Here is a 21,412-nt window from a genome sequence, read left to right on the forward strand (position 1 = left end):
CGCGAGCGTTGTAATCAGAGCAGCTCTTTGCGCAGCTGCGACGGACTTTTGGGTGACAGCGAACCTGGAGCAACATCAAACACGGTTTTGGCTCCGATCTCACCTGAGCGCGCCAGCCTATAAACAGCCCGAGAGTAGGCCACCAGAGCACTGGCGGTGAACTCGAGATTACTGCCCAGAGCCAACGAGCACTCGATGATCTGCTTGCTTTGGGTACCCGTATCGGTTTTACCTTCCGGCAAAATGGTTTCACCAAACAGACGGTTCAGTGACATTAGACCGGGGTCCCGGCCCACAGCCAAAAGCGCAATGTTGCCGGACATTTGCGCCGCATCATCCAGTGCTGCAAAGTGTTCATTCACTTTTGCATGGGTATCAAAACTGTCCACCGTGTTAAAAAACTGCGTCAGATATGGCCCCTGTTTTGGCAGATCCGTTTTAGAACCACCGCACAGAATCATCACATCCACTTCATCCTGATACTGCTCGACATCTGCCATGGCGTATACCGGCACTTTGCGATCAAGAAGCGTCACGTTGGCAGGATCACGGCGGCTGAACACGCAAAACAGTTCCATGTCCGGATTTTGTGCCAAAGCCGCTTCCACGCCCCGGCCCAAATTGCCATAACCGGCAATGGCGACTCTTATTTGATCTGTCATGGTGATTGAATCCAATTCTTTAAAGCGATTGTGTGTAAGAGAAAACGGTCCCAGAGCTCTTCAAGCCAATGAATTCAAGACTTTGAATTCTGGCACGTGTAATGGTGCATTGCCATCACAGTGCTTCAGACCGCGTTTATACCTGAAAAGACCTGAAAATCAGAGCCTGTCAGCCCTTGCCAAAAACGCTGTATTTTAACGAAATTTTTACGCCCCGCGCCCTGTTTGGTCATCGAATTTTTACACCCTGCCGCTGCATCATAACCACACACTCACTGAAGGAGTACGAGCGTGTCCACATTCCTTTTATTGGTCTCACTTGCCGTTGGCGTTTATCTGGTTGCAGCGTTGCTTCGCCCTGAGAGGTTCTGACCATGGCACTGATTGGCATCGGCATCATTCTAGGACTTTTCGGCCTGTGTTTCTGGTTCATTGAAATGGAGGAACGGCTGTGAACGAAGTCATTATTATTTATGCCGTTACACTTCTGCTGGCATGGCCATTAGGAGAGTACATTGCCGGGGTTTTCAACGGCCGCGAAGGCACGGGCGCCATGATCTTTCTGCCCGTGGAAAGAGGTATTTACCGCCTGGCGGGAGTAGATCCCGCCCAGCCCATGAGCTGGCAGGGTTACGGCAAAGCGTTGCTGAAACTGCACCTTGTTCTGGCCCTGATTGTGTTTGGGCTTTTAATGACCCAAGGCGTTCTTTTTCTGAACCCGGACGCGATAGGTGGAATGAGCTGGGATCTGGCCCTGCACACGGCGATATCATTTCTGACCAACACCAACCAGCAACATTATTCCGGCCAGGCGCAACTGAGCTATCTGGCGCACACCTTCGGAATTGTTGCGCTGCAGGTGATTACGCCGGCTGCCGGCATGGCGGCTCTGATCGCAATCGTACGCACCCTTCTGGGCCGGTCTGACCGTAAATCCCGAACCCCGTCAAATGACCCAGTATCGGTCGGCAACTTTTACCAAGACATAACCCGGGCTATTGTCCGGATTATGCTTCCCATTGCGACTGTGATCGCTTTATTGCTGGCATCACAAGGCGTTCCCAATAGCTACCACGGTGCGCAAACCGCCATTCCGCTAGACCAGACTGCAGAGATGACTGAGCAGCGTATCCCTATCGGCCCGGTCGCACCTATGGTTGCCATCAAGCAGGTGGGCACCAATGGCGGCGGCTGGTATGGCGCAAACTCAAGCGTGCCATTGGAAAACCCCACGCCCGTGAGCAACTTCATTCAAACGGTTTCGCTTGTTCTTATTCCCGCCGCCATGGTTTTTTCCCTGGGGTTTCTCACTGGCCGCCGGAAGCTGGCACTGGTGATTATGACCGTCATGGTGGTGATGTCCGTTTCGCTTACCTCTGTCGCCATCTGGTCAGAAAACCAGCCTAACGCTGCCTTCACCAACCTTGCCGCAGAAGGACCAAACCTCGAAGGCAAAGAGGTCCGCATTGGTGCCACCGCAACGGCACTGTGGGGCAGCTGGACAACCCAGACCTCCAACGGGTCGGTAAACGGCATGCACGATAGCTTTAATCCCATTGGTGGCATGGTTCTTCTGGTCGACATGTTCATCAATGTCACTTTTGGCGGTATCGGCGTTGGATTGATTGGTTATCTGCTGTTCGTGATACTAGCGGCGTTTCTTGGCTCGCTCATGATCGGACGAGCGCCCGAAATAGCGGGTAAAGCCCTGGAAACCCGTGAGATAAAACTGGTGTGTATTGCCCTGCTTATACAACCTTTACTGATACTGGGGTTTAGTGCCGTCACCGTCGCTTTCCCAACGTTAACCGGAGTCTCTAACCCGGGCTTCCACGGCCTCACCCAGGTGATTTACGAATACACATCTGCCTTTGCGAACAATGGCTCCGGCTTCGAAGGCTTGGGCGATAATTCAATATGGTGGAACATCACCTGCTCCATCAATCTTGCACTGGGCCGTTTTATTCCGATTTTGGTGCCTCTGGCTATCGCTGCGTCTCTGGCAGCAAAACGCTCTGCCCCCGAGGGCCGTGGCAGCTTAAGCATCGATACCGCCACTTTTGGCGTGATGACGCTCGCAGTCATTGTGATGTTCACCTTGTTGAGCTTTATGCCGGTGCTGATTCTTGGCCCGATCGCTGACGCCCTGATTATGTTGCCTTGATTGGAGAAGCATGATGCCTAACGACACTCAAGAAATAACGGATTCGGTCAAAGCCAGCCGCGTTATCAGTCAGTCCTTCAAAAATTTGTCGCCCCAGCACCTCGCTGGCAACCCCGTTATGTTCGTCGTCGGTATTGGCACGCTGATAACCGGATTGCTAGGCGTAACTCACCTAATGCAGGGCCAGCCCGCTGCGCTCGATTTTATAATCTGTGCCATTCTGCTTTTCACGGTGTTATTTGCCAATGGGGCAGAATCTGTAGCCGAAGCCCGAGGTAAAGCCCAAGCAGGTGCTTTGCGGGCGACCCGAACAGACCTCAAAGCTCTGAAAATGATTGGCAATCAGACTCAGCTGGTACCCGCGACGGATTTGCGCAGAGGTGACCGGGTGGTTGTGAAGGCTAATGAACTGATTCCAGCCGACGGTGAGATTGTCAAAGGCGCTGCGACGATCAACGAATCAGCCGTAACCGGTGAGTCTGCCCCCGTGCTTCGCGAGGCGGGCACCGATAACAGCGGTGTCAGCGCGGGAACCAAAGTGCTATCAGACGAGATTGTGATAGAAGTGACCGCCGACCCTGGAAATTCCCTGCTTGACCGGATGATTGCGCTCGTAGAAGGCGCGCAACGCCAGAAAACGCCCAGCGAACTGGCGCTTTCTGTGCTGCTGGCTGCCATGACCCTGATATTCCTGATCGTGGTGGTTACCCTGGTTCCCCTCTCTGGATTTGTTGATATTTACCCTTCGTATTCGGTGTTGGTAGCGCTGCTGGTGTGTTTGATCCCCACCACCATTGGAGGACTGCTTCCGGCCATCGGCATCGCCGGCATGGATCGGGCCTTGCGAGCCAATGTGATTGCCAAGTCTGGCAAAGCGGTTGAAGTGGCGGGTTCCATTGACACCTTGCTGCTGGATAAAACCGGCACTATCACTCTGGGTGATAGGCGCGCCACGGCGTTTGAACCGTTGCAGGGCGTGTCACCCGCTGCGTTAAGGGATGCTGCATTACTGACATCGCTGGCTGACCCCACTCCCGAGGGGAAATCCATCGTCAAGCTGGCTCGGGATAATGGCTCCAGTGCCCAAACTGAAGAAGGCGCAGAGTTTATTGAATTCTCTGCTCATACCCGGATGTCGGGTGTCGATTTACCCGATGGCCGTAAGCTGCGGAAGGGCGCGACAAACGCGATACGCACACTGGTGACCGAAAAAGGTGGCCACTACCCACTCGAAACTGACCGCCTGGTAGAACGGGTGGCAAAAAATGGCGCCACGCCTTTAGTTGTCGCCGAGGGTAATCGGATTCTTGGGGTTATCTCGCTGTCAGACGTTATCAAGCCCGGCATGAAGGAGCGTTTCGGCAAGCTCCGTGAAATGGGCGTGAAAACCGTCATGATTACCGGTGACAACCCGATTACCGCGGCCGCTATTGCGGCAGAAGCGGGCGTTGACGACTTTGTTGCAGAAGCAACTCCCGAGCAAAAGTTGGACATTATCCGCAAAGAACAGGCCGAGGGGCGATTAGTGGCGATGGTGGGCGACGGCACGAACGACGCGCCCGCGTTGGCCCAAGCAGATCTGGGCCTTGCTATGAACTCCGGTACGCAAGCAGCACGTGAAGCGGGGAACATGGTCGATCTGGACTCTGATCCGGGCAAATTGCTGGAAGTGGTGGAAATTGGCAAACAGCTGCTGATTACTCGTGGGGCGCTCACTACCTTTTCATTAGCCAATGACGTGGCCAAGTATTTCGCCATTCTTCCTGCTCTGTTCGTCGGCAGCCTACCCGCTCTGGGCGTGCTGAATATACTTAATCTGTCGAGCCCGATGAGTGCCGTGCTTTCGGCCACTATTTTTAACGCGTTAATCATTCCGGCGTTAATTCCTTTCGCTCTGAAAGGCGTGAGCTACAAGCCGGCCAGTGCATCTCAGCTTCTTCGTCGCAATTTGCTGATTTTCGGCCTTGGGGGGCTATTGCTGCCCTTCCCTGCTATCAAAGCCCTGGATCTTATGCTGACCGTTGTATTATAAGGAGAAAAAAATGATGAAACCAAACTCAGTTGATACGGCCGGCTACACTTCCTGGCTCGCGGCCATACGGGCTGCGGTTGTGTTCATTGTGCTTTGCGGGGGCCTGTACCCACTGTTGGTCACTACCGTCGGCGGGTTATTGTTTCCGTATCAAGCGACCGGAAGCCTGATTATAATTGACGGTACTGTGGTGGGGTCCGAATTGGTTGGACAACCCTTTAAAGCCGCGAAATACTTCCATGGTCGGCCATCTGCAGCCGACTACGATCCGTTTTCTGTCGCCGGCTCTAATTACGCTCCAAGCAACTCGGATCTGCGAGCCAGGGTAAAGTTGGCGTCAGAAGACATTGCCGCGCGCGAACAAGTAATCCCCATCGACATTCCGGTGGATCTGCTGGCGGCTTCGGGCTCTGGCATTGATCCTCATATATCACCGGAAGCTGCCAGGTTGCAGGCCAGGCGTATTGCCGCAACCAGAGATGTGGCGGTCGATCAGGTCAACGAGCTCATCGCGCGTTATACAGAAGGCCCCACGCTCGGCACATTCGGCCAGCCTCGGGTTAATGTGCTGCGGATAAACCTGGCACTGGATGGTAAGGAGTCTTTAGATTGAACCAAGGCGACCAGAACCGCCCAAATCCAGACGCGCTGCTCAGAACCCAGAAGCGCGAACAGGCGGGCGGGCTGAAAATATTTCTTGGCGCAGCGCCTGGGGTTGGCAAAACCTACCAGATGCTCCAAGCGGCTCATGAGCTCAAAAGGCAGGGCGTTGACGTTGTTATTGGCATTGCAGAAACCCATGGGCGCGCGGAAACGATGGCGTTATGCGAAGGCCTTGAGCAACTGCCGTCGAAAGAAATCGAATACGCCGGCAAGCGCTTCCGCGAATTTGATCTGGACGCGGCTCTTCAGCGTCATCCGCAAGTCATGTTGGTCGATGAGCTGGCCCACCGAAACATCCCCGGTACCCGCCATAGCCGTCGTTATCAAGACATCGATGAGCTGCTGAACCAGGGCATAACCGTCTGGACGGCAATAAACATACAGCATCTTGAAAGCCTGTCAGATGTGGTCGCCAATATTACCGGTGTCCGAATGCGAGAAACCATTCCGGACTCCATTCTTGAGCGAGCCAAAAACATCGTGTTGGTGGACCTGGCGCCATCTGAACTGCTCGAACGCCTCAGGCAAGGCAAGATTTACGTACCTGAACAGGCGCGTGCGGCTCTGGACGGCTATTTCTCCCCCTCTAATTTGTCCGCGCTGCGAGAACTCGCCGTGCAGGCAATTGCAGAGCGACTGGATGCAGACGTCCGTGAAAACATGCAATCCCAGGGCATTCAGGGGCCGTGGTCTGTTCGATCGCGCATGCTGGTTGCGGTTGATGGCTCGGGACAAGGTGAAGCTTTGGTTCGGGCAGGACGAAGACTTTCCGATCGCCGTAAAGCGCCCTGGACCGTCGTTACCGTTGACAACGGTCGCTCGAACGCATCTGAGCGTCAGCGGGTAGAAAAGATATTTGATCTGGCTGCCAGGCTGGGCGCAGAAGTGAAAACGCTTCGCGGTTACGACGTGGCTGAAGAAATTCTGGCGTTTGCACGGGAGCAGAACACCACCACATTAATTCTTGGCCGCTCTCACAATCGCTGGTGGCACTTCAAAAAATCCACCAGTCGTCGCCTGTTAACCCAAGCTGAAGCTTTCGAAATCACCTTTATTCCGGTGCCAAAAAAGCAACAAAGGCATACCGCCGAGGCGCAGGTTCATGGCGGCAGACGTTCAGACTATGCCTGGGCCGTAGCGAGTGTGGGCGTCGCAACGGCAATGGCGTTGGGGCTTCAACACATACTTCCGTTTGGAAATCTGTCGCTGATTTTCCTGACGTGGGTGCTTTTAGTCGCTGCAAAAACGGGTATAAGGCCTGCACTGTTCAGCGCCCTACTCAGTTTTTTAACGTACAATTTTATCTTCACTGAGCCAAGACTGACCTTCGGCATCACCGACAAAGACGAACTTCTGACCGTCATTTTTTTCCTCATTATTGCAATCATTGGCGGCAATCTCGCGGGAAAACTCAGAAATCAAATTCGAATGCTACGCTCCTCGAACGATCTTACCGACGCGCTTCTCAAATTTACCCGGCGCCTGGCTTCCGCTCCGGATATTACGTCCGTTCGTAAAGAAGCCGTCGACGTACTGTATGGGCAAGTCAAAATACCTCTGGTTATTGCTCAACGTTGCCCCGAGAGTGGCAGCATCGAGATACTTGCCAGTGCTGGATCCCCGTCCCCATTTAAAGAAGCCGCTTGTTCCGCAATTGACTGGGCACAAAAAAATGGCAAGCCCAGTGGCGCGTTTTCAGATACGTTAAACAGCCTTCCCTGGCGATTCGAGCCGATCTCGGTAGAAAATGAGGTTTACGCCGTGCTGGGACTGCAAGTGGATGATATGGCTGCGGACCGCTATCGAGAGCTTGCAATCGGTACCTATGTACATCAGTTAGGCCAGGCGTGGCTTCGCACCCAGCTGGCGGCCAATCTATCAGCGTCGCGGATGGCAGAAGAGACCGAAAGGCTTCGCTCGGCTCTGCTTGCGTCCATTTCGCACGACCTCCGTACGCCCCTGGCGTCAATGATAGGCTCAGCAAGTACGTTGAAATCCATGCTAAACCGTCTTTCAGATGAAGACCGGGAAAGCCTGCTGGATTCTGTTCTTGGTGAAGGTGAGCGTCTGGACCGTTATATCCGCAACCTGCTGGATATGACGAAATTAGGTCATGGCACATTAAAGATCGAGCGGGATTGGATTGCGTTCACCGATATTCTAGCGTCTGCGTTAAGGCGCACCAGAAACTTGATGGCTCGGGTTAAGGTAGAACGTAGAATCGCGGACAATCTCCCTCTGCTGTTCGTTCATCCGGCGCTGATTGAACAAGCGCTGGTCAATGTTCTTGAAAATGCAGCTAAATTCGCGCCCGATGGATCCACCCTCACCATCAGCGCCCATCAACAAGCCAATGAACTCGTTGTCGCCATATCCGATGAAGGGCCGGGCATTCCCGAAGATCAGAGAAGTCAGGTTTTCGACATGTTCTTCACAGGTGGCGAAGGTGACCGTAGCCCCCATGGCAGTGGCCTGGGGCTCGCCATATGCCACGGTATGGTCGGCGCCCATGGCGGACGAATCCAGGCACTTGCCGGGCCGAATAACAAAGGCGCCACCATTGAAATCACGCTTCCCCTTATAGAACCACCGGATTTAACCGAGCTACAGGAACCAGAAACTCATAGGGAATCTAGTGAATGAACACTCTGACGCAAAACCGGGAAAAGCCGTGCGTGTTGATTATCGACGATGAGCCGCAAATCCGACATTTTTTGCGTATCAGTCTTAAGGTTGAAGGGTGTGACGTGCTGGAAGCTGAAAATGGGGAAACGGGTGTTGAACTATGCGCCAGACATCTGCCAGATTTAGTAATTTTAGACTTGGGGCTGCCCGATATGGATGGTTCTGATGTACTTGCTGCCGTACGGGAGTGGTCGTCTGTGCCGGTCATCGTTCTATCCGTCAGAAATCGGGAGTCAGAAAAAGTAAAAGCGCTTGACCTTGGCGCCAATGACTACATAACAAAACCATTCGGTATAGACGAACTACTCGCTCGAGTTAGAACGCAGTTACGAACTTACCAGCGCACCGGCGGGGCCCCAACAGAAGCATCCGTCATTTATGAAGATGGCATCCTGGCCATTGACCTTTCTAAGCGAAAAATTATGGTCAGTGGAGAGCCTGTCAGGCTGACACCAAAAGAATTCGCGGTGCTGAAGATTTTGATGCTGGCGTCCGGTAAAATTGTCACCCAATCCCAACTCTTAAAAGATATCTGGGGGCCAACTCACACCAAAGATACACATTATCTGCGAGTTCTGGTTGGAAGGCTGAGGCAAAAACTGGGAGACGACCCGACAGAACAACGCTACATACAGACCGAGCCTGGTGTGGGCTATCGCTTTCTTGAGCGCCCCGGAAACGCCCAGCTTACCATCGGCTGAAATACCAAAGCCAACGCACGAACGGCCTGTCTTTTTGGCTTAAAACCAGCCTTATATGTAGCGACCTGCATTGAATAACGCTCCGACCTGCATTCAGCGGCTTTTTCGACCAGAATTAACTGCGACCAGCGCACCCCTCAAACCAGAGATAACTGCGAATGAACCTGCATTCCATCGAGGCCAACCAGAATTAACTGCGACTGAAAACGACCAACAATCCTGGGTGACAGCAATCGACCCATAGCAGCCATTGCTAGCAGCAAGGGCCGCGGAGAAAGAAACGCGCAATTAATGCGTTAAGGGGCGAGTTGAAGGACTGGCCGCATCAAGATTTCTTCTATAAGTACGTTGGCCGGCTGCGCGAACGCATAGACGAGTGCTTGAGCAACGTCCTGAGCGCTCAGGGCATTGAGTTTCTCACGCCGCTCATTCAGCGCGACACTGACGTTATGGCCAAACTCGGTCCAGACGGCTCCAGGTTCGATCACCGATACGCGAATTCCGTCTGGTCCCAGTTCCTTACGCAAGGCGTCATGAAAGCCTACGACAGCATATTTGGTGGCACTGTAAACGGACCAGTTCTCAACGCCATACCGCCCGCCCACACTGGAGACAGACGAGATCATCGCGCCTGGGCGTCCGCGCATGAGCGCAATGGCCGCATGCGTGCAGTTGAACACCCCGTACAGGTTCACATCGACCATTGTCTTCCATTGGTCCCGCGTGCTGTCTGCGAAAGGTGCGCTGATGCCCAGGCCGGCATTGTTGAACAGTAGATCCAGTCCGCCAAAGCGTTCCCGCACCAGGTCGAACAGCGCCTGCACCTGGCTGCCGTCGGTAACATCGGTCTGCACGATGGTTGCCGACGCACCAAGCTCCTCCGCCAGCGCATCAAGTAGGTCAAGTCGCCGCGCTGCAAGCACCACGTGGACTCCCTCTTCCGCCAGCAAACGAGCGGCTGCCTGCCCTATGCCGCTCGATGCGCCGGTGATGACGGCAATTTTTCCGTTGAGGTCCTGCATTTTCATAAATTTCCAATCAATTGTTAACGAGTCACTGCGGATGGCAAAGGTGAAATGCGTACATAAAGAATAGCGGGAATGTAGCTTAACAAAGGCGTGGGCAGGTTAGATCCGCTACAGTACGTCGCGTGATTAAGATCCTGCGCATGCCTTAGACCGGCTGGCCGTCAAGACGCAGTGCATCTTCTGAGTGGTTGCGTCGAATGTAACGGATAGTGGCATGATCAAGGTTGCGATGCAATTCGGAGTTATTCATCGCTCGGCCCGTCGGTTTTTGGCCGGTTGCTGCCGGTCGCCAATATGCCAAGTGTAGTGCAACAAACGGAGGTTTATTGCACTACATCAAGCAAACCGCCAAAAGACGCTGTTCCCCGCATTCCGGCACTCCATCATCCCTTTCCATTATTCAAAGTCCAGCTACACTGAAATTCCGTGATTAATTGGCCTTGCGGCTCCACCATGAAGACAAACACACGATCAGGGAAATCTGCCAAATGATTGGCATTTCCAAATCGACGCTGTACAACTACCTGGCCAAGGCGGACAGCGATGTCGTCGGGCGGCGTAAGCTGATCCCGTCCGATTCGCTGCTGCATCTGCGGCAGCGGCTGGACCGCTTGCCCCGCAAAAGCCGGGAGCGAACGGCACAGGTGCAGGCGAGCGCCGAACTGTACGGCGTCTCCGCCAGCACCGTGTATCGGGCGCTGAAGGACTTCCTCAAGCCGCGCGCGGCGCATCGTGGCGATCACGGCACGCCACGCCTGATGCCGAAATCGGAGCTGGAGCGCTACTGCGAGCTGGTCGCCGCCCTCAAACTCAGGACCACCAACAAGGCAGGGCGGCACCTGTCCACCAAGCGCGCCATCGAGCTGCTGGAAGAGTATGGCGTCGAGACCGGGCATGGCCTGGTGCGCACGCCGCAAGGTGTGCTGACGCGCAGCACGGTGAACGAATACCTCACGCGCTGGCACCTGGATCAGGCGCGCCTGCGCCGGCAGCCGCCCGCCGTGCGCTTTCAGGCGGAGCACAGCAACGATTGCTGGCAATTCGACATGTCGCCGTCCGACCTGAAACACATCGAAGCGCCGTCCTGGGTCGACCCGGGCAAAGGCGAACCGACCCTGATGCTGTAAAGCGTGGTCGATGACCGAAGCGGCGTGTGCTTTCTCGAATACCGCTGCGTTTACGGCGAAGACGCGGAATCGGCGCTGCGCTTTCTGTTCAATGCGATGGCGGCGAAGGACGAGGCCGAATTTCCATTTCAGGGCCGGCCCAAGATGATCTATCTCGACAATGGGCCGGTGGCCAAGAGTCGCGTATTCCAGAACGTGATGCAGGCCCTGGGCATCGACTGGCTGACCCACATTCCCGCAGGCAAGGATGGCGAGCGCGTGACGGCCCGCTCGAAGGGCAAGGTCGAGCGTCCCTTCCGCACCGTCAAGGATGCCCACGAAACGCTGTATCACTTCCACCAGCCGGAAACAGAACAACAGGCAAGACCACCGCACCGAACCGCACTCGCGCATCGAGGACTGGATCGCCAATTTCCCGCCCGACGGTATCCGGGCCATGTGCGCCTGGGAGCAATACTGCCGCTTCGCCCGCGAACCGGAGCGGCGCAAAGTTGGCATCGATGCGCGCGTCTCGGTGGATGGCACCGCCTATGAGGTGGAGCCGGACATGGCCGGCGAAACGGTGCTGTTGTTGTGGGGGCTGTTCGACAGCGAGCTATACGTCGAATATGAGGGTGCCCGGAGCGGCCCTTACCATCCGGTGTCCGACCCGATTCCGTTGGGCCGCTACCGGGCGTTCAAGCGCGGCGCCGCCGGCGAGCGGGCCGACCGCATCCGCTCACTGGCGGACCAGCTCAAGCTGCCGATCGCGGCGCTGGCAGGGGAGGATCTGCGGCTGGCGCCGTTGAATCTGCCCATCGAACTTCCCATACACCCCCTTCGATGCGGAAGTGCACGAATACCATTTCGCCAGCAGCATCGCCGCCAAGCTGGCGATCGCCAACGACTTGGCGCAGCCGCTGGCCAGGCTCGCGCCAGCCGATCGGGCTTTCATCGACCAGGTGCTGGGCGAGACGCTGAACCGCAGCATCGTGCTGGCGCGCGTACGCGATTATTTTCGCAGTAAAAAATCCGGAGAAGACCACGCGAGTTGAAGTAATGCAGTATTACGGACTGACGCAAGCGCTCAGCCAGGCCGGCTACCATGAAACCGAGCATCACCAGCAGCTCATCAAGGACATCAGGGGCGCCATCATGCAAGGGCGGCTGATCGCGGTCTGCGGCGTCGTGGGCAGCGGCAAGACGGTCACCTTGCGCCGCCTGCAGCAGATCCTGAAGGAGGAAAACCGGGTGACCGTCGCCAAATCGATTTCGGTGGAAAAGCACAGCATCAAGCTCGCCACCCTGATTACGGCGCTCTACTACGACTTGGCACAGGACAAGCTGATTCAGATTCCCAAGCAAAATGAGCGGCGTGACCGGGAGTTGCAAGAGCTGCTGAAAAAGGGCAAGCGCCCGGTGGCACTGTTCATCGACGAAGCGCACGACCTGAACGGACACACGCTGATCGGCTTGAAACGCTTGATGGAACTGGCGGAAGATGTCGGCGGCCGGCTGTCGGTGATCCTGGCCGGCCATCCCAAATTGCGCAACGACCTGCGCCGGCCGACGATGGAAGAAATCGGCTACCGCACCGACATCTTCACGCTCGATGGCATCGCCGGCAGTCAACGCGACTACATCCATTGGCTGCTTGGCGCCAGCACCGACAACAAGGCCGAGCCGGAGGCGATCCTGACAGCCGATGCGATCGACATACTGGCCACCAAGCTGCGCACGCCGCTGCAGGTCCAGCTGCATCTGACATTGGCGCTGGAAGCGGGCTACCAGACCGGCGAGAAACCGGTCACGGCGGAATTGGTGGAAACGGTCATGTCGCGCCAACTCGACGATCTGGAGCCGACGCTGGCGCGCCACGGCTATCGGCTCAAGGATATGGTCGAGCAGTTCGACGCCAAAGCATCCGAGATCCGATCGCTGTTCAGCAATCAGCTTGAACCGAAGCGCACGGCGGAAATCCGCGAGCGCATGCTGGCTGCTGGCTTGCCGATATAGCGTCCGATGTAGGGCCGTGCGTGCTCGCGCCGTCCCTGGCCCGGCACAGCGCGGTCAGTCGCAGTTATTGCTGGTTCATGTCAATCTAATGCAGGTCGGCGCGATTGAATGCAGGTTCATTCGCAGTTATCTCTGGTTTGAGGGGTGCGCTGGTCGCAGTTAATTCTGGTCAAAAAGGCCGCTGAATGCAGGTCGGAGCGTCATTCAATGCAGGTCGCTACACCTATAAGTATCGTTAACGTAATTTATTCATCTAGATGCTCATCTCTAAAAGATCGCATCATATACACAATCAGCCCAACGAAAATGAATATAAATACGCCACCGAACAAAAATGCAAGACTGAAGGGCATCACTTCCGCCAGGGCGCCAAGAATCAAAGGTGCCAGGAACTGAACGCCACGATTCGCCATTAAGCGCACCGCCAAAGCTCCAGAGCGCTGATTTTCGTTTACGCTCTCTACTAAAACAACCATCGACAGGGGCTGTGATACCCCGGAGCCAAACCCGATCAGAACGGCCAGCAGCGCAAGGAGCAAGAAACTATCTGTTGTGCCCGTCAGCATAAAACCTAAAGCAACTAAAACAGGGGAGCAGACTATGGCCATAGATCGCCCCCCAACCCACCTGATCACCAACGGCATAAATGGCCGCACCAGCATTGAAAAGAGCGCCCTTAAACTTACCAGAGTTCCGATCATGGTCGCCGACACGGCCAGGCTTTTAAGATAAATTGGCAGGAATGTTCCATAAGCGCTTAATGCGAACACCACAGAAACAGTCAATGCTATAGAAACTTTCACCCCGACATTTTCTTTTAAAAGATGTACCTGGGCCTGAAGTTCAAATAAAGGGCGCTTCACTCGATTACCAATGGCAGCGCTTCCAGTCAGGAAAAAACCACTCAACGTAGCAAAAAATGAAACAACAATTATGACGAGAAAAGACATTGGTATGCCGCTGGTGTCAATTATCCAACCAGCAAGTATTGGGCCGACAAGCTGCCCGGCTGAAAGACAAGTGGTGTACCAGCCAAAGTATTTTTCCAGTTGTTTGCCCTTGCCTAAACTGGAAACAATGGACTGACCAGCCAGAATCATGGCCATATGGGCAATGCTTACAATAACCTGCACAAGGATTAAGCCAGAGAATCCGGGTAGGGCAAGAACAACTGCCGGCCCCAGAATCATCCCGAAACCACCTGTTATTATTACTATTTTTCCTCCTACGCGGGTAATTATTCCACTAAAAGGAATGGCCAATATCAACGGCAGTAAGTAGGGCACAGAGAGGATTAACCCAATAACAAACGGGCTAGCGCCAAGCTCAAAAGCAGATAGGGGAACGGCGATCAAAAGCATGGTTTGAGCCACGAACGTACTGGCCAAACTAAAACAAATAGTAACCAAGTTGATTGTTAATTGACGTGAGCTGTCTGAGCCGATCGGCTTAATCATATTATTTCAAGTTTTGTCATCAGTGAAATCATCTTAATTTTCTCATGAGCAAGCCTGATCGCCTCAAATACCCACATATCTTTAGCACAAAATACTGTTTACAAACAAAAAAAGACCCCGGCTATACACCGGGGCCAAGAAAGTAAAACCCAAAAGGAACTACACTAATCAGAATGCTCGCTTAAAAGCCGTACATCAACATGGCCTGGAGTCGAACGGCACTGCCATCCTTACCATTAACCTGTTCACGAGTGTGGTAGCCCGCTTCAAGACCGTAAGTGATTCGATCAACTGGCGACCAGATGTAGTTAACAAAGGTGCTGCTGAAACGCTCGTTTGCTGTAGCAGCAACGTCGCCATTCCGATACGCATCATCCAGATCTACGATGGCCACACCGTAGCCTAGGTTAATTGCACCAGGACCTACGGCTACGCTAACACTTGCACCACCACCCGTTGCTTCGATCGTTTCAAGATCACCTGCAGAATCGACGTACCCCGGAGCTGATGACGGGCTGATATACAAGTACCCACCAATACCATCACCGTGGGTAATCGAGCCGCGCAGCGTAACCGCATCGGTCAGTTGCGTTTTAGCTTCAAGCGTTACGCCCCAGCCCATGGCAGAGTCGTCAGTAAAAGCTGGGTTTGAAACAGTCGCGCCCTCAGCATCATATTCTAAGAAACGGGCAACGCCAGCGACCGCAAATTGAACCGGGCCGTCAGTATTTTGATAACGAGCTGTTATGTCGGGCAGTCGATACTGGGTAGTGGAGTCAGAATTTATCGATCCACCTTGCTTGGGATCTTCTGCAGAGAAGGAGAATTTCCCAGTGGTATAACGCACTTGCGCTTGCCGCCCGCCGCCCTTGGCCAATGGGCCGTTAAAGTCGACCGTAGGGAATAGGCTAATCGTGTTCCCGAAGTTACTCCAAGTCTGGCCCGCTAGAACACCTTTCCATACACCATAGGCGTGACGCAGCCGGAACCCACCGCCGCCGTCAGCGAAGCCGCCGTCACCGTAAAAGTCGCCTTCAACGTTGGCTTTCAACACATCGTCGCCAAACGCAGTCGTTGTTGTGAGTCCTAAGCGGCTTTGAAAGGCATGCATAGTGGTATGCCCATCAACACCGGGCGTATCATCCAGTCTGATTTTTCCACGATTAACTGTATTAGTAAGGTCCGCGTCAACATCGTAAATAACGTCCAGCTTAGCATAGCCATAGACGTTTACATCGGTCTGGTCGACTTTAAAGTTTATCGCCTGAACTCCAGATGTCACCAGCAGAGTTGCAGTACCTAAAGATAAAATAGCGATTTTTTTTGCAGCATTTTTGCTCATAGAGCCCTCTCAAGTAAGTCTTTTGTTTGGTGTGAACTATTTTTCTTGAGTAAATCAGTTTAAGAATCAATATTCGTAAGCTGGGACTGCTTAGTAAGCAGACCTGCTGAGTATTAATTTTTTGTTTTTAAACTTAATACAATAATACACTTAGATGTATTTTTTTCAATACATTTAAAAGGATTTACTGCTTTTTATCGGTATTGAAAAAGGGGGGATTAAATCAGACAAAAATTGCAAGGGTCAGTCCCTGACACGGTAGTCAGAGAGCACCTGAGGATCAGCAAAACCTTTGCAACATTATTGATTGGCATAGGGATCGTTTTTCCCAAAACCGGTAATCGAACAATAAAATAGGTCCGACTCGACCTTTTTCATGCACTCATAATCAAAGCGGTAACGCTTGAGTCCGCTCCCAGCAGCAGGGGCGGACTCAATCTGATCTCACGACAAATACGGTAGCCAGGTAACCATTCCGGGGAAGATAACCATTATTATCACCAACAAAATCGAACACAGAATGTAAGGAATTGACGCCATATAGATCTCTTTCATTGTGGTTCCTGGCGGCGCAACACCCTTCATAACGAACAGGTTGAGGCCCAAGGGTGGTGTTGAAAAACCCACTTCCAGAGCAACAAGAGTTACAATAGAAAACCATATCAAATCAAAGCCTAATGACTGCGCCAACGGAAAGAAAAAGGGCACAGTGATCATCATGATGGATATCGCTTCCATGAATGTTCCCAGTACCAAAAGCACTAGAAACATAGCCGTCAGCATAAGCAATGGCGATAAGTCAAAGCTGATCGCCCATTGGATCAAACCGCTGGAGGCGCCTGAAAATGCGAGAAGCTGGCTGAACGTAGCAGAGCCAAAAACAATCAGATAAGCCATCAACGTAACTCTCAAAGCACCCACCACGGATAGCTTGAACGATTCAAATGTCAGAGCCTTGAACAGGGCCGCCAAAACAATAATACCAAGAGCTCCAAAAGCAGCCGCCTCTGAGGGCGTTGCAAAACCGGTTAACATCATGATGACGATCATTACGATGACGCTCAGCATCGGCATGATATCTCTGGCAAAAAGTTTGATTTTTTGTGTCAGCGATACGGGCTCGACATCATAGGCCGGTGCCGCATCAGGATCGATTTTTGTCTTAATCCAGATTGTCACCATATAAAAGATGGCCAGAAGCAGTCCTGGAACAATGCCGGCGATCAAAACATCGCCAATGTCGAGCTTAGCAAGCGTAGCCAACAACACTGCAATTGCTGACGGTGGGATAATGATAGCCAAACCGCCAGTACCCAAAATCGGCCCGATCGACATATGTTTCTTATACCCGCGACGTTCCATTTCTGGAACTAGCAGAGAACCCAACAAGGCTGTCGAACCCATAGATGAACCGCTCAAGGTCGAAAAAGCAGTGCCGCCTACCACGGTGACGTAAGAAAGACGCCCCGGAACCCGTCCCATCAACTGATCGATCGCATTGAACATTCTCATGCCCAGCCCGGTTCGGAAAAACAACTCTCCCATTAGAAGAAACAGAGGGATCGGCACCAACCCGAAATTAGACAGCGCGCCAAATCCATTACTCAATAGCTGAGTAAGCCCAACTTCACCGCCCATGAAATACCACGCACCCACAATATTCGCGCCAATAAAAGCAAACGCAACAGGTGCTCCAATAAGCATCAGAATCAATACGGCGGATAAAAGGAACAACAACGCTTCGTGCCAGGCCATATTAGAGTTCCCCGCTTTGAACGCTATGGAAAGCATTTTTGGAAAAAATAAAACGAGTAAACTCGATTCCCATTAGCGCAAAGCTAATCGGATAAGCGACAGTAAGAATCCACATTGGAACGAAATAGGTTCTAACATCGTAATCACCGCCCTGAATGTTAGAAATTACCAACTCCAAACCTTTCCAGGCAAGTACAAAGCTAATGACCGCGCAAATCAACATAACCAGTCTGGACACCGCATCTAGAATTTTTGGAGGTAAATTACTTATGGCCACTTCAATATAAACATGTCCTTTCTCCCGAACCAGCCAAGGCGCCCCGAGCAAGGTAAGATAAAACATTGAATATTCAGTCGAGGTAAACAGCCAGGCCGGAGGTTGAGCGCCAAAGTTTCGAATCAGCACCGACAAAACCACCGCAACCATCAACCAGATCAGCATTAGCCCAGCTAAAAATGCAAAGGCATTAACTAACCTGTCATAGAAGCGAATGAATGAAGACATAGAACTACTCGTCATCAAGATGGGAGTAAAGCCCGGCCAAAGCCGGGCTCCTGTTTACTATTCGGAAGCAGGCTTATTGAATTTCTCGACGAGGTCTTTGTAATGAGTCAAACCGTCAGGGTGCTGCTCCATACGAGCGCGCATCCGGGCCAAAGAAGCATCTTGAGCAGCTTTTAGATATTGGCCAGCTACTTTGTCACTTAAGACAAACGGTTTCATTCCGTTATCTTCCAAGATCACTTGCTGCTCATTGGAGAGGTCAGAAAATGCCTCAGCACTCTTGCGCTCGTGCTCGATAGCCACTTTCTGCAAGATATTTTTTGCTTCGTCACTCAGCCCATTCCAACTCTTCTGATTTACGATTACACCCATATCAGTGGAGTAAAAGGCCGGATCAACCCGGTAATTCAGAAACTTATCCCAGTTGAGATCCTTCATGCCAATTTGAGTCCAACCCGTTGCGTCAACCACGCTTCGCTCCAGAGCCGAATAAACCTCGGTAGTCGGTAAGCTGATAGGCTGAACGTCAAGATAATCTGTAAAGAAGGCATCGTATACTGGGTTACTGCGCAAACGCATGCCCGACATGTCCAGCCCGTCGTCGGCATCCAGCTTTGGTTCGTTAATCGTATAAAGATTGTACTTCACACCGCTATCGAACCAACCTAAATAGTAGACGCCCATTTTTTTCTGGTGAATTTCATTCAAAAGATCGATACCACCAGATTCACGGGCATAGATGGCATTGGTATTAGAGGAAATCAGAGCGTCTCGCTCAGGAATACGACCCGCATAAAAACTTGCTGCAGTGTAGGCCATATCAACCACACCGTTACGAGCGGCATCAGGCTGCTGAGATAACCCGATAACTTCAGGTCCACCAAGAACTCGTATACGAATTACCCCTTCACCTTGTTCGTTAACCTCATCTACAAACTCTAAAAAGCTTTGGGTGTAGATCAAAGAAGTAGGGAAGGCATGGACTGCTTTTAGCTCCTGTTCATTGGCCATAGCGCCCATTGTAAAAAGCATTGAAATACCAGCAGTAATAGCAAGGTTAAATTTTTTCATGGCGATCTCTTATATTTTTTTATTTAGGTTAATGGCTATTGGTTTTTCAGCATTTAAATTATCCCAACCAGGGATAGGACTTCCGGTACTTCTCCCTGAAAGTTGCGATTTTTGGCGCTTCCGCCAGTGTTAGGTCAATATCGTCCCATCCGTTGAGCAGTTTTAACTTCCAGGTTGCATTGATATCGAACGGGATCGTTAATTCCTCACATGTGATAATTTGCGCTGCCAAATCAATATCGATCTGGTTGAGCTTCCCAGCCAACGCTGCCAGCAACTGTTCACAGTCCTGCTCAGATACCAATGCCGGAAGCAGGCCATTGTTCACTGCATTAGATGCAAAGATGTCACCAAAACTGGGAGCGATTACGCAGCGGAAACCAAAGTCTACCAATGCGTACACCGCAGCTTCGCGGGATGAACCACCGCCAAAATTGCGTAAAGCAACCAGAACTTCTGACGAGCCGGCATTGCCAGTATTAATAGTATTCAGAATAGAATCTTGTGGCTCTCCGCCGGCATCAAACCGCATGTCATGCAACAAAAAGTTGGCGTAACCATGCGCTCGAGACTCTTTCATAAATCGTGCTGGAATTAGCTGATCGGTATCGACATTTTCAAGTGGTAACGGGCAAACCAGCGAAGACAACTTAATGAATGATTTCATGTCCGATTACCCTAAAATGTCGCGAATGTCGGTAAGGTGCCCAGTGAGCGCCGCTGCCGCAACCATGGCGGGGGACATCAAATGTGTTCGAGCACCGGGCCCCTGACGCCCCTTGAAATTGCGGTTCGTTGTGGACGCGCAGCGCTCTCCGCTGGCAATAAGGTCGCCGTTCATTCCTACACACATCGAACAGCCAGATTCTCGCCATTCCAGACCTGCATCGATGAACGCCTTGTCTAGGCCCTCAGCTTCCGCTTGAGCTTTTACCAATGTTGACCCGGGAGAAACGATTCCAGGCACCTTGCAGACCTTGCCTCGCAAAATCGCCGCCGCTGCTCTGAGATCTTCAATACGGGCATTGGTGCAAGACCCAATAAAAACTCGATCAATAGAGATTTCAGTTAACTTTTGACCAGGTAACAACCCCATATAGTCGAGGCTATCCTGAATTTGATGCGCCTTGCTTGGGGAACCTGCTTTCGCTGGATCTGGCACAAAAGCCCCAATCGGCAAAGCATCTTCGGGCGACACACCCCATGTGACTGTGGGCTCTATGTCTTCACCTCTGAGAACAACCTCGCAATCGAATTTCGCATCATCATCACTGTAAAGGGTTTGCCAGTACGCAACAGCTTGCTCTAACGCTTCACCTTTCGGTGAGTATGGGCGGCCTTTAACGTATTCGATTGTCTTTTGGTCTGGCGCTATCATGCCGCACCGACCACCACCCTCTATAGACAAGTTACATAGGGTTAAGCGCGCTTCTACACTTAGATTACGAACAACGCAGCCAGCGTACTCAATGGCGTAGCCTCGTGCGCCATCCGCTCCCAGGCGCGAAATCCAGGCCAAGGCAATATCTTTGGCAGTTACGCCCGGTGCAAGCTGGCCATTGATGGTTATCCGCATCCGTTTAGGTTTGTCTTGCCACAATGTCTGCGTTGCTAATACATGAGCAACTTCAGACGCGCCAATACCGAACGCAAAAGCACCAAGTGCCCCGTGGGTTGAGGTGTGGCTATCACCACACACCATCAACAAACCTGGCTGAGTAATCCCCTGCTCTGGGCCGACCACATGAACGATGCCCTGACGCGGGTCATCTAAACCAATCAGCGTTAGGCCATGGCGGCGGGAGTTGTCCACCAACTGTTGAATAACGTTGCGAACTTTAGGCTGTATCGCAATCAAGCTGCGGCTAGTGGTGGGGACGTAATGGTCTGCCACACAAATCGTGTATTCAGGATGCCGTACCAATTGCTCGCGTTCGGCTAACTTGTTGAAGGCGTGAAAAGAGCCTTCATGAGCTAGATGCAGGTCAACCCAGAGCAGGCTTTGGCCTTCTTCATTTTGGCAAATTTCGTGGGCCTGCCAAATTTTATCAAACAGTGTTTTACCTGCCATTGCCCTACTCTCTTTGTGATCCGTGGATCGCCGCCCGGCGCCTTCAAGCAAAAAAATCCGGCTAGCTGTCGCTTATTATAGTCACTAAATGTATTATTTACTATACAGATAAAGGTATACCACTCGTTTAGATGATGTCAACCACTGATAGCAA

Annotated in this window: 15 protein-coding genes and 1 pseudogene; 7 read left to right on the top strand and 9 right to left on the bottom strand. The window is 52.5% G+C overall.

Annotated elements, in window-relative coordinates; translation table 11 throughout:
• Positions 1–14: 14 nt before the first annotated feature.
• Positions 15–662, bottom strand: a complete 648-nt coding sequence (locus MIH19_RS21730; RefSeq protein WP_249006836.1) for a diaminopimelate dehydrogenase — start codon at positions 660–662, stop codon at positions 15–17.
• A 451-nt stretch (positions 663–1,113) separates the two neighbouring features.
• Here MIH19_RS21730 and kdpA point away from each other — a divergent pair, with 451 nt between their 5' ends.
• The 5 genes from kdpA to MIH19_RS21755 are packed head-to-tail and all read left to right on the top strand — an operon-like array spanning position 1,114 to position 8,907.
• Complete coding sequence (gene kdpA, locus MIH19_RS21735) at positions 1,114–2,826, top strand: potassium-transporting ATPase subunit KdpA (RefSeq protein ID WP_249006837.1); 1,713 nt, start codon at positions 1,114–1,116, stop codon at positions 2,824–2,826.
• A 13-nt stretch (positions 2,827–2,839) separates the two neighbouring features.
• Positions 2,840–4,858, top strand: a complete 2,019-nt coding sequence (gene kdpB, locus MIH19_RS21740; RefSeq protein WP_249009067.1) for a potassium-transporting ATPase subunit KdpB — start codon at positions 2,840–2,842, stop codon at positions 4,856–4,858.
• A gap of 10 nt (positions 4,859–4,868) precedes the next feature.
• The gene (gene kdpC / locus MIH19_RS21745; RefSeq protein WP_249006838.1) at positions 4,869–5,471 is read left to right on the top strand and encodes a potassium-transporting ATPase subunit KdpC; all 603 of its coding nucleotides are present in this window, start codon (positions 4,869–4,871) and stop codon (positions 5,469–5,471) included.
• Positions 5,468–8,164 (top strand): sensor histidine kinase KdpD, encoded by a 2,697-nt coding sequence (locus tag MIH19_RS21750; protein WP_249006839.1) that lies wholly within the window; start codon positions 5,468–5,470, stop codon positions 8,162–8,164. Before kdpC ends, MIH19_RS21750 begins: the two co-directional genes overlap by 4 nt.
• Entirely contained in the window at positions 8,161–8,907 is a 747-nt protein-coding gene (locus tag MIH19_RS21755; RefSeq protein WP_249006840.1) for a response regulator, read from the top strand. Before MIH19_RS21750 ends, MIH19_RS21755 begins: the two co-directional genes overlap by 4 nt.
• Before the next feature lie 296 nt (positions 8,908–9,203).
• Here the strand turns inward: MIH19_RS21755 and MIH19_RS21760 are convergent, their stop codons facing one another.
• Positions 9,204–9,935, bottom strand: coding sequence for an SDR family oxidoreductase (locus MIH19_RS21760; RefSeq protein WP_249006841.1), 732 nt, complete (start codon positions 9,933–9,935; stop codon positions 9,204–9,206).
• A gap of 566 nt (positions 9,936–10,501) precedes the next feature.
• Between MIH19_RS21760 and MIH19_RS21765 the strand changes: the two are divergent.
• A pseudogene (locus MIH19_RS21765) lies at positions 10,502–12,096 on the top strand (IS481 family transposase).
• Positions 12,097–12,100: 4 nt separating this feature from the next.
• Entirely contained in the window at positions 12,101–13,057 is a 957-nt protein-coding gene (locus MIH19_RS21770) for an AAA family ATPase (RefSeq protein WP_249006842.1), read from the top strand.
• 245 nt (positions 13,058–13,302) lie between these two features.
• Here MIH19_RS21770 and MIH19_RS21775 read toward each other — a convergent pair whose 3' ends face one another.
• From MIH19_RS21775 to leuC, 7 genes are all read right to left on the bottom strand, one after another.
• Positions 13,303–14,514 carry an MFS transporter gene (locus MIH19_RS21775; RefSeq protein WP_249006843.1) on the bottom strand — a complete coding sequence of 404 codons (1,212 nt, stop codon included), beginning with the start codon at positions 14,512–14,514 and terminating at the stop codon, positions 13,303–13,305.
• A 181-nt stretch (positions 14,515–14,695) separates the two neighbouring features.
• Entirely contained in the window at positions 14,696–15,856 is a 1,161-nt protein-coding gene (locus MIH19_RS21780; RefSeq protein WP_249006844.1) for a DcaP family trimeric outer membrane transporter, read from the bottom strand.
• Between the two features lie 444 nt (positions 15,857–16,300).
• Positions 16,301–17,611, bottom strand: coding sequence for a TRAP transporter large permease subunit (locus tag MIH19_RS21785; protein WP_249006845.1), 1,311 nt, complete (start codon positions 17,609–17,611; stop codon positions 16,301–16,303).
• Position 17,612: 1 nt separating this feature from the next.
• Positions 17,613–18,116: a TRAP transporter small permease subunit gene (locus MIH19_RS21790; protein WP_249006846.1), complete on the bottom strand. Its 504-nt coding sequence runs from the start codon at positions 18,114–18,116 to the stop codon at positions 17,613–17,615.
• A gap of 57 nt (positions 18,117–18,173) precedes the next feature.
• On the bottom strand, positions 18,174–19,187 hold the full coding sequence (gene dctP / locus MIH19_RS21795) for a TRAP transporter substrate-binding protein DctP (protein ID WP_249006847.1): 1,014 nt from the start codon (positions 19,185–19,187) through the stop codon (positions 18,174–18,176).
• A gap of 58 nt (positions 19,188–19,245) precedes the next feature.
• A complete protein-coding gene (leuD, locus tag MIH19_RS21800) occupies positions 19,246–19,854 on the bottom strand; it encodes a 3-isopropylmalate dehydratase small subunit (protein WP_249006848.1) in 609 nt (202 codons plus the stop codon).
• A 6-nt stretch (positions 19,855–19,860) separates the two neighbouring features.
• On the bottom strand, positions 19,861–21,258 hold the full coding sequence (leuC, locus tag MIH19_RS21805; RefSeq protein ID WP_249006849.1) for a 3-isopropylmalate dehydratase large subunit: 1,398 nt from the start codon (positions 21,256–21,258) through the stop codon (positions 19,861–19,863).
• Between the last annotated feature and the right edge of the window lie 154 nt (positions 21,259–21,412).

This window comes from Marinobacter sp. M1C (assembly GCF_023314135.1).
GTDB lineage: Bacteria > Pseudomonadota > Gammaproteobacteria > Pseudomonadales > Oleiphilaceae > Marinobacter.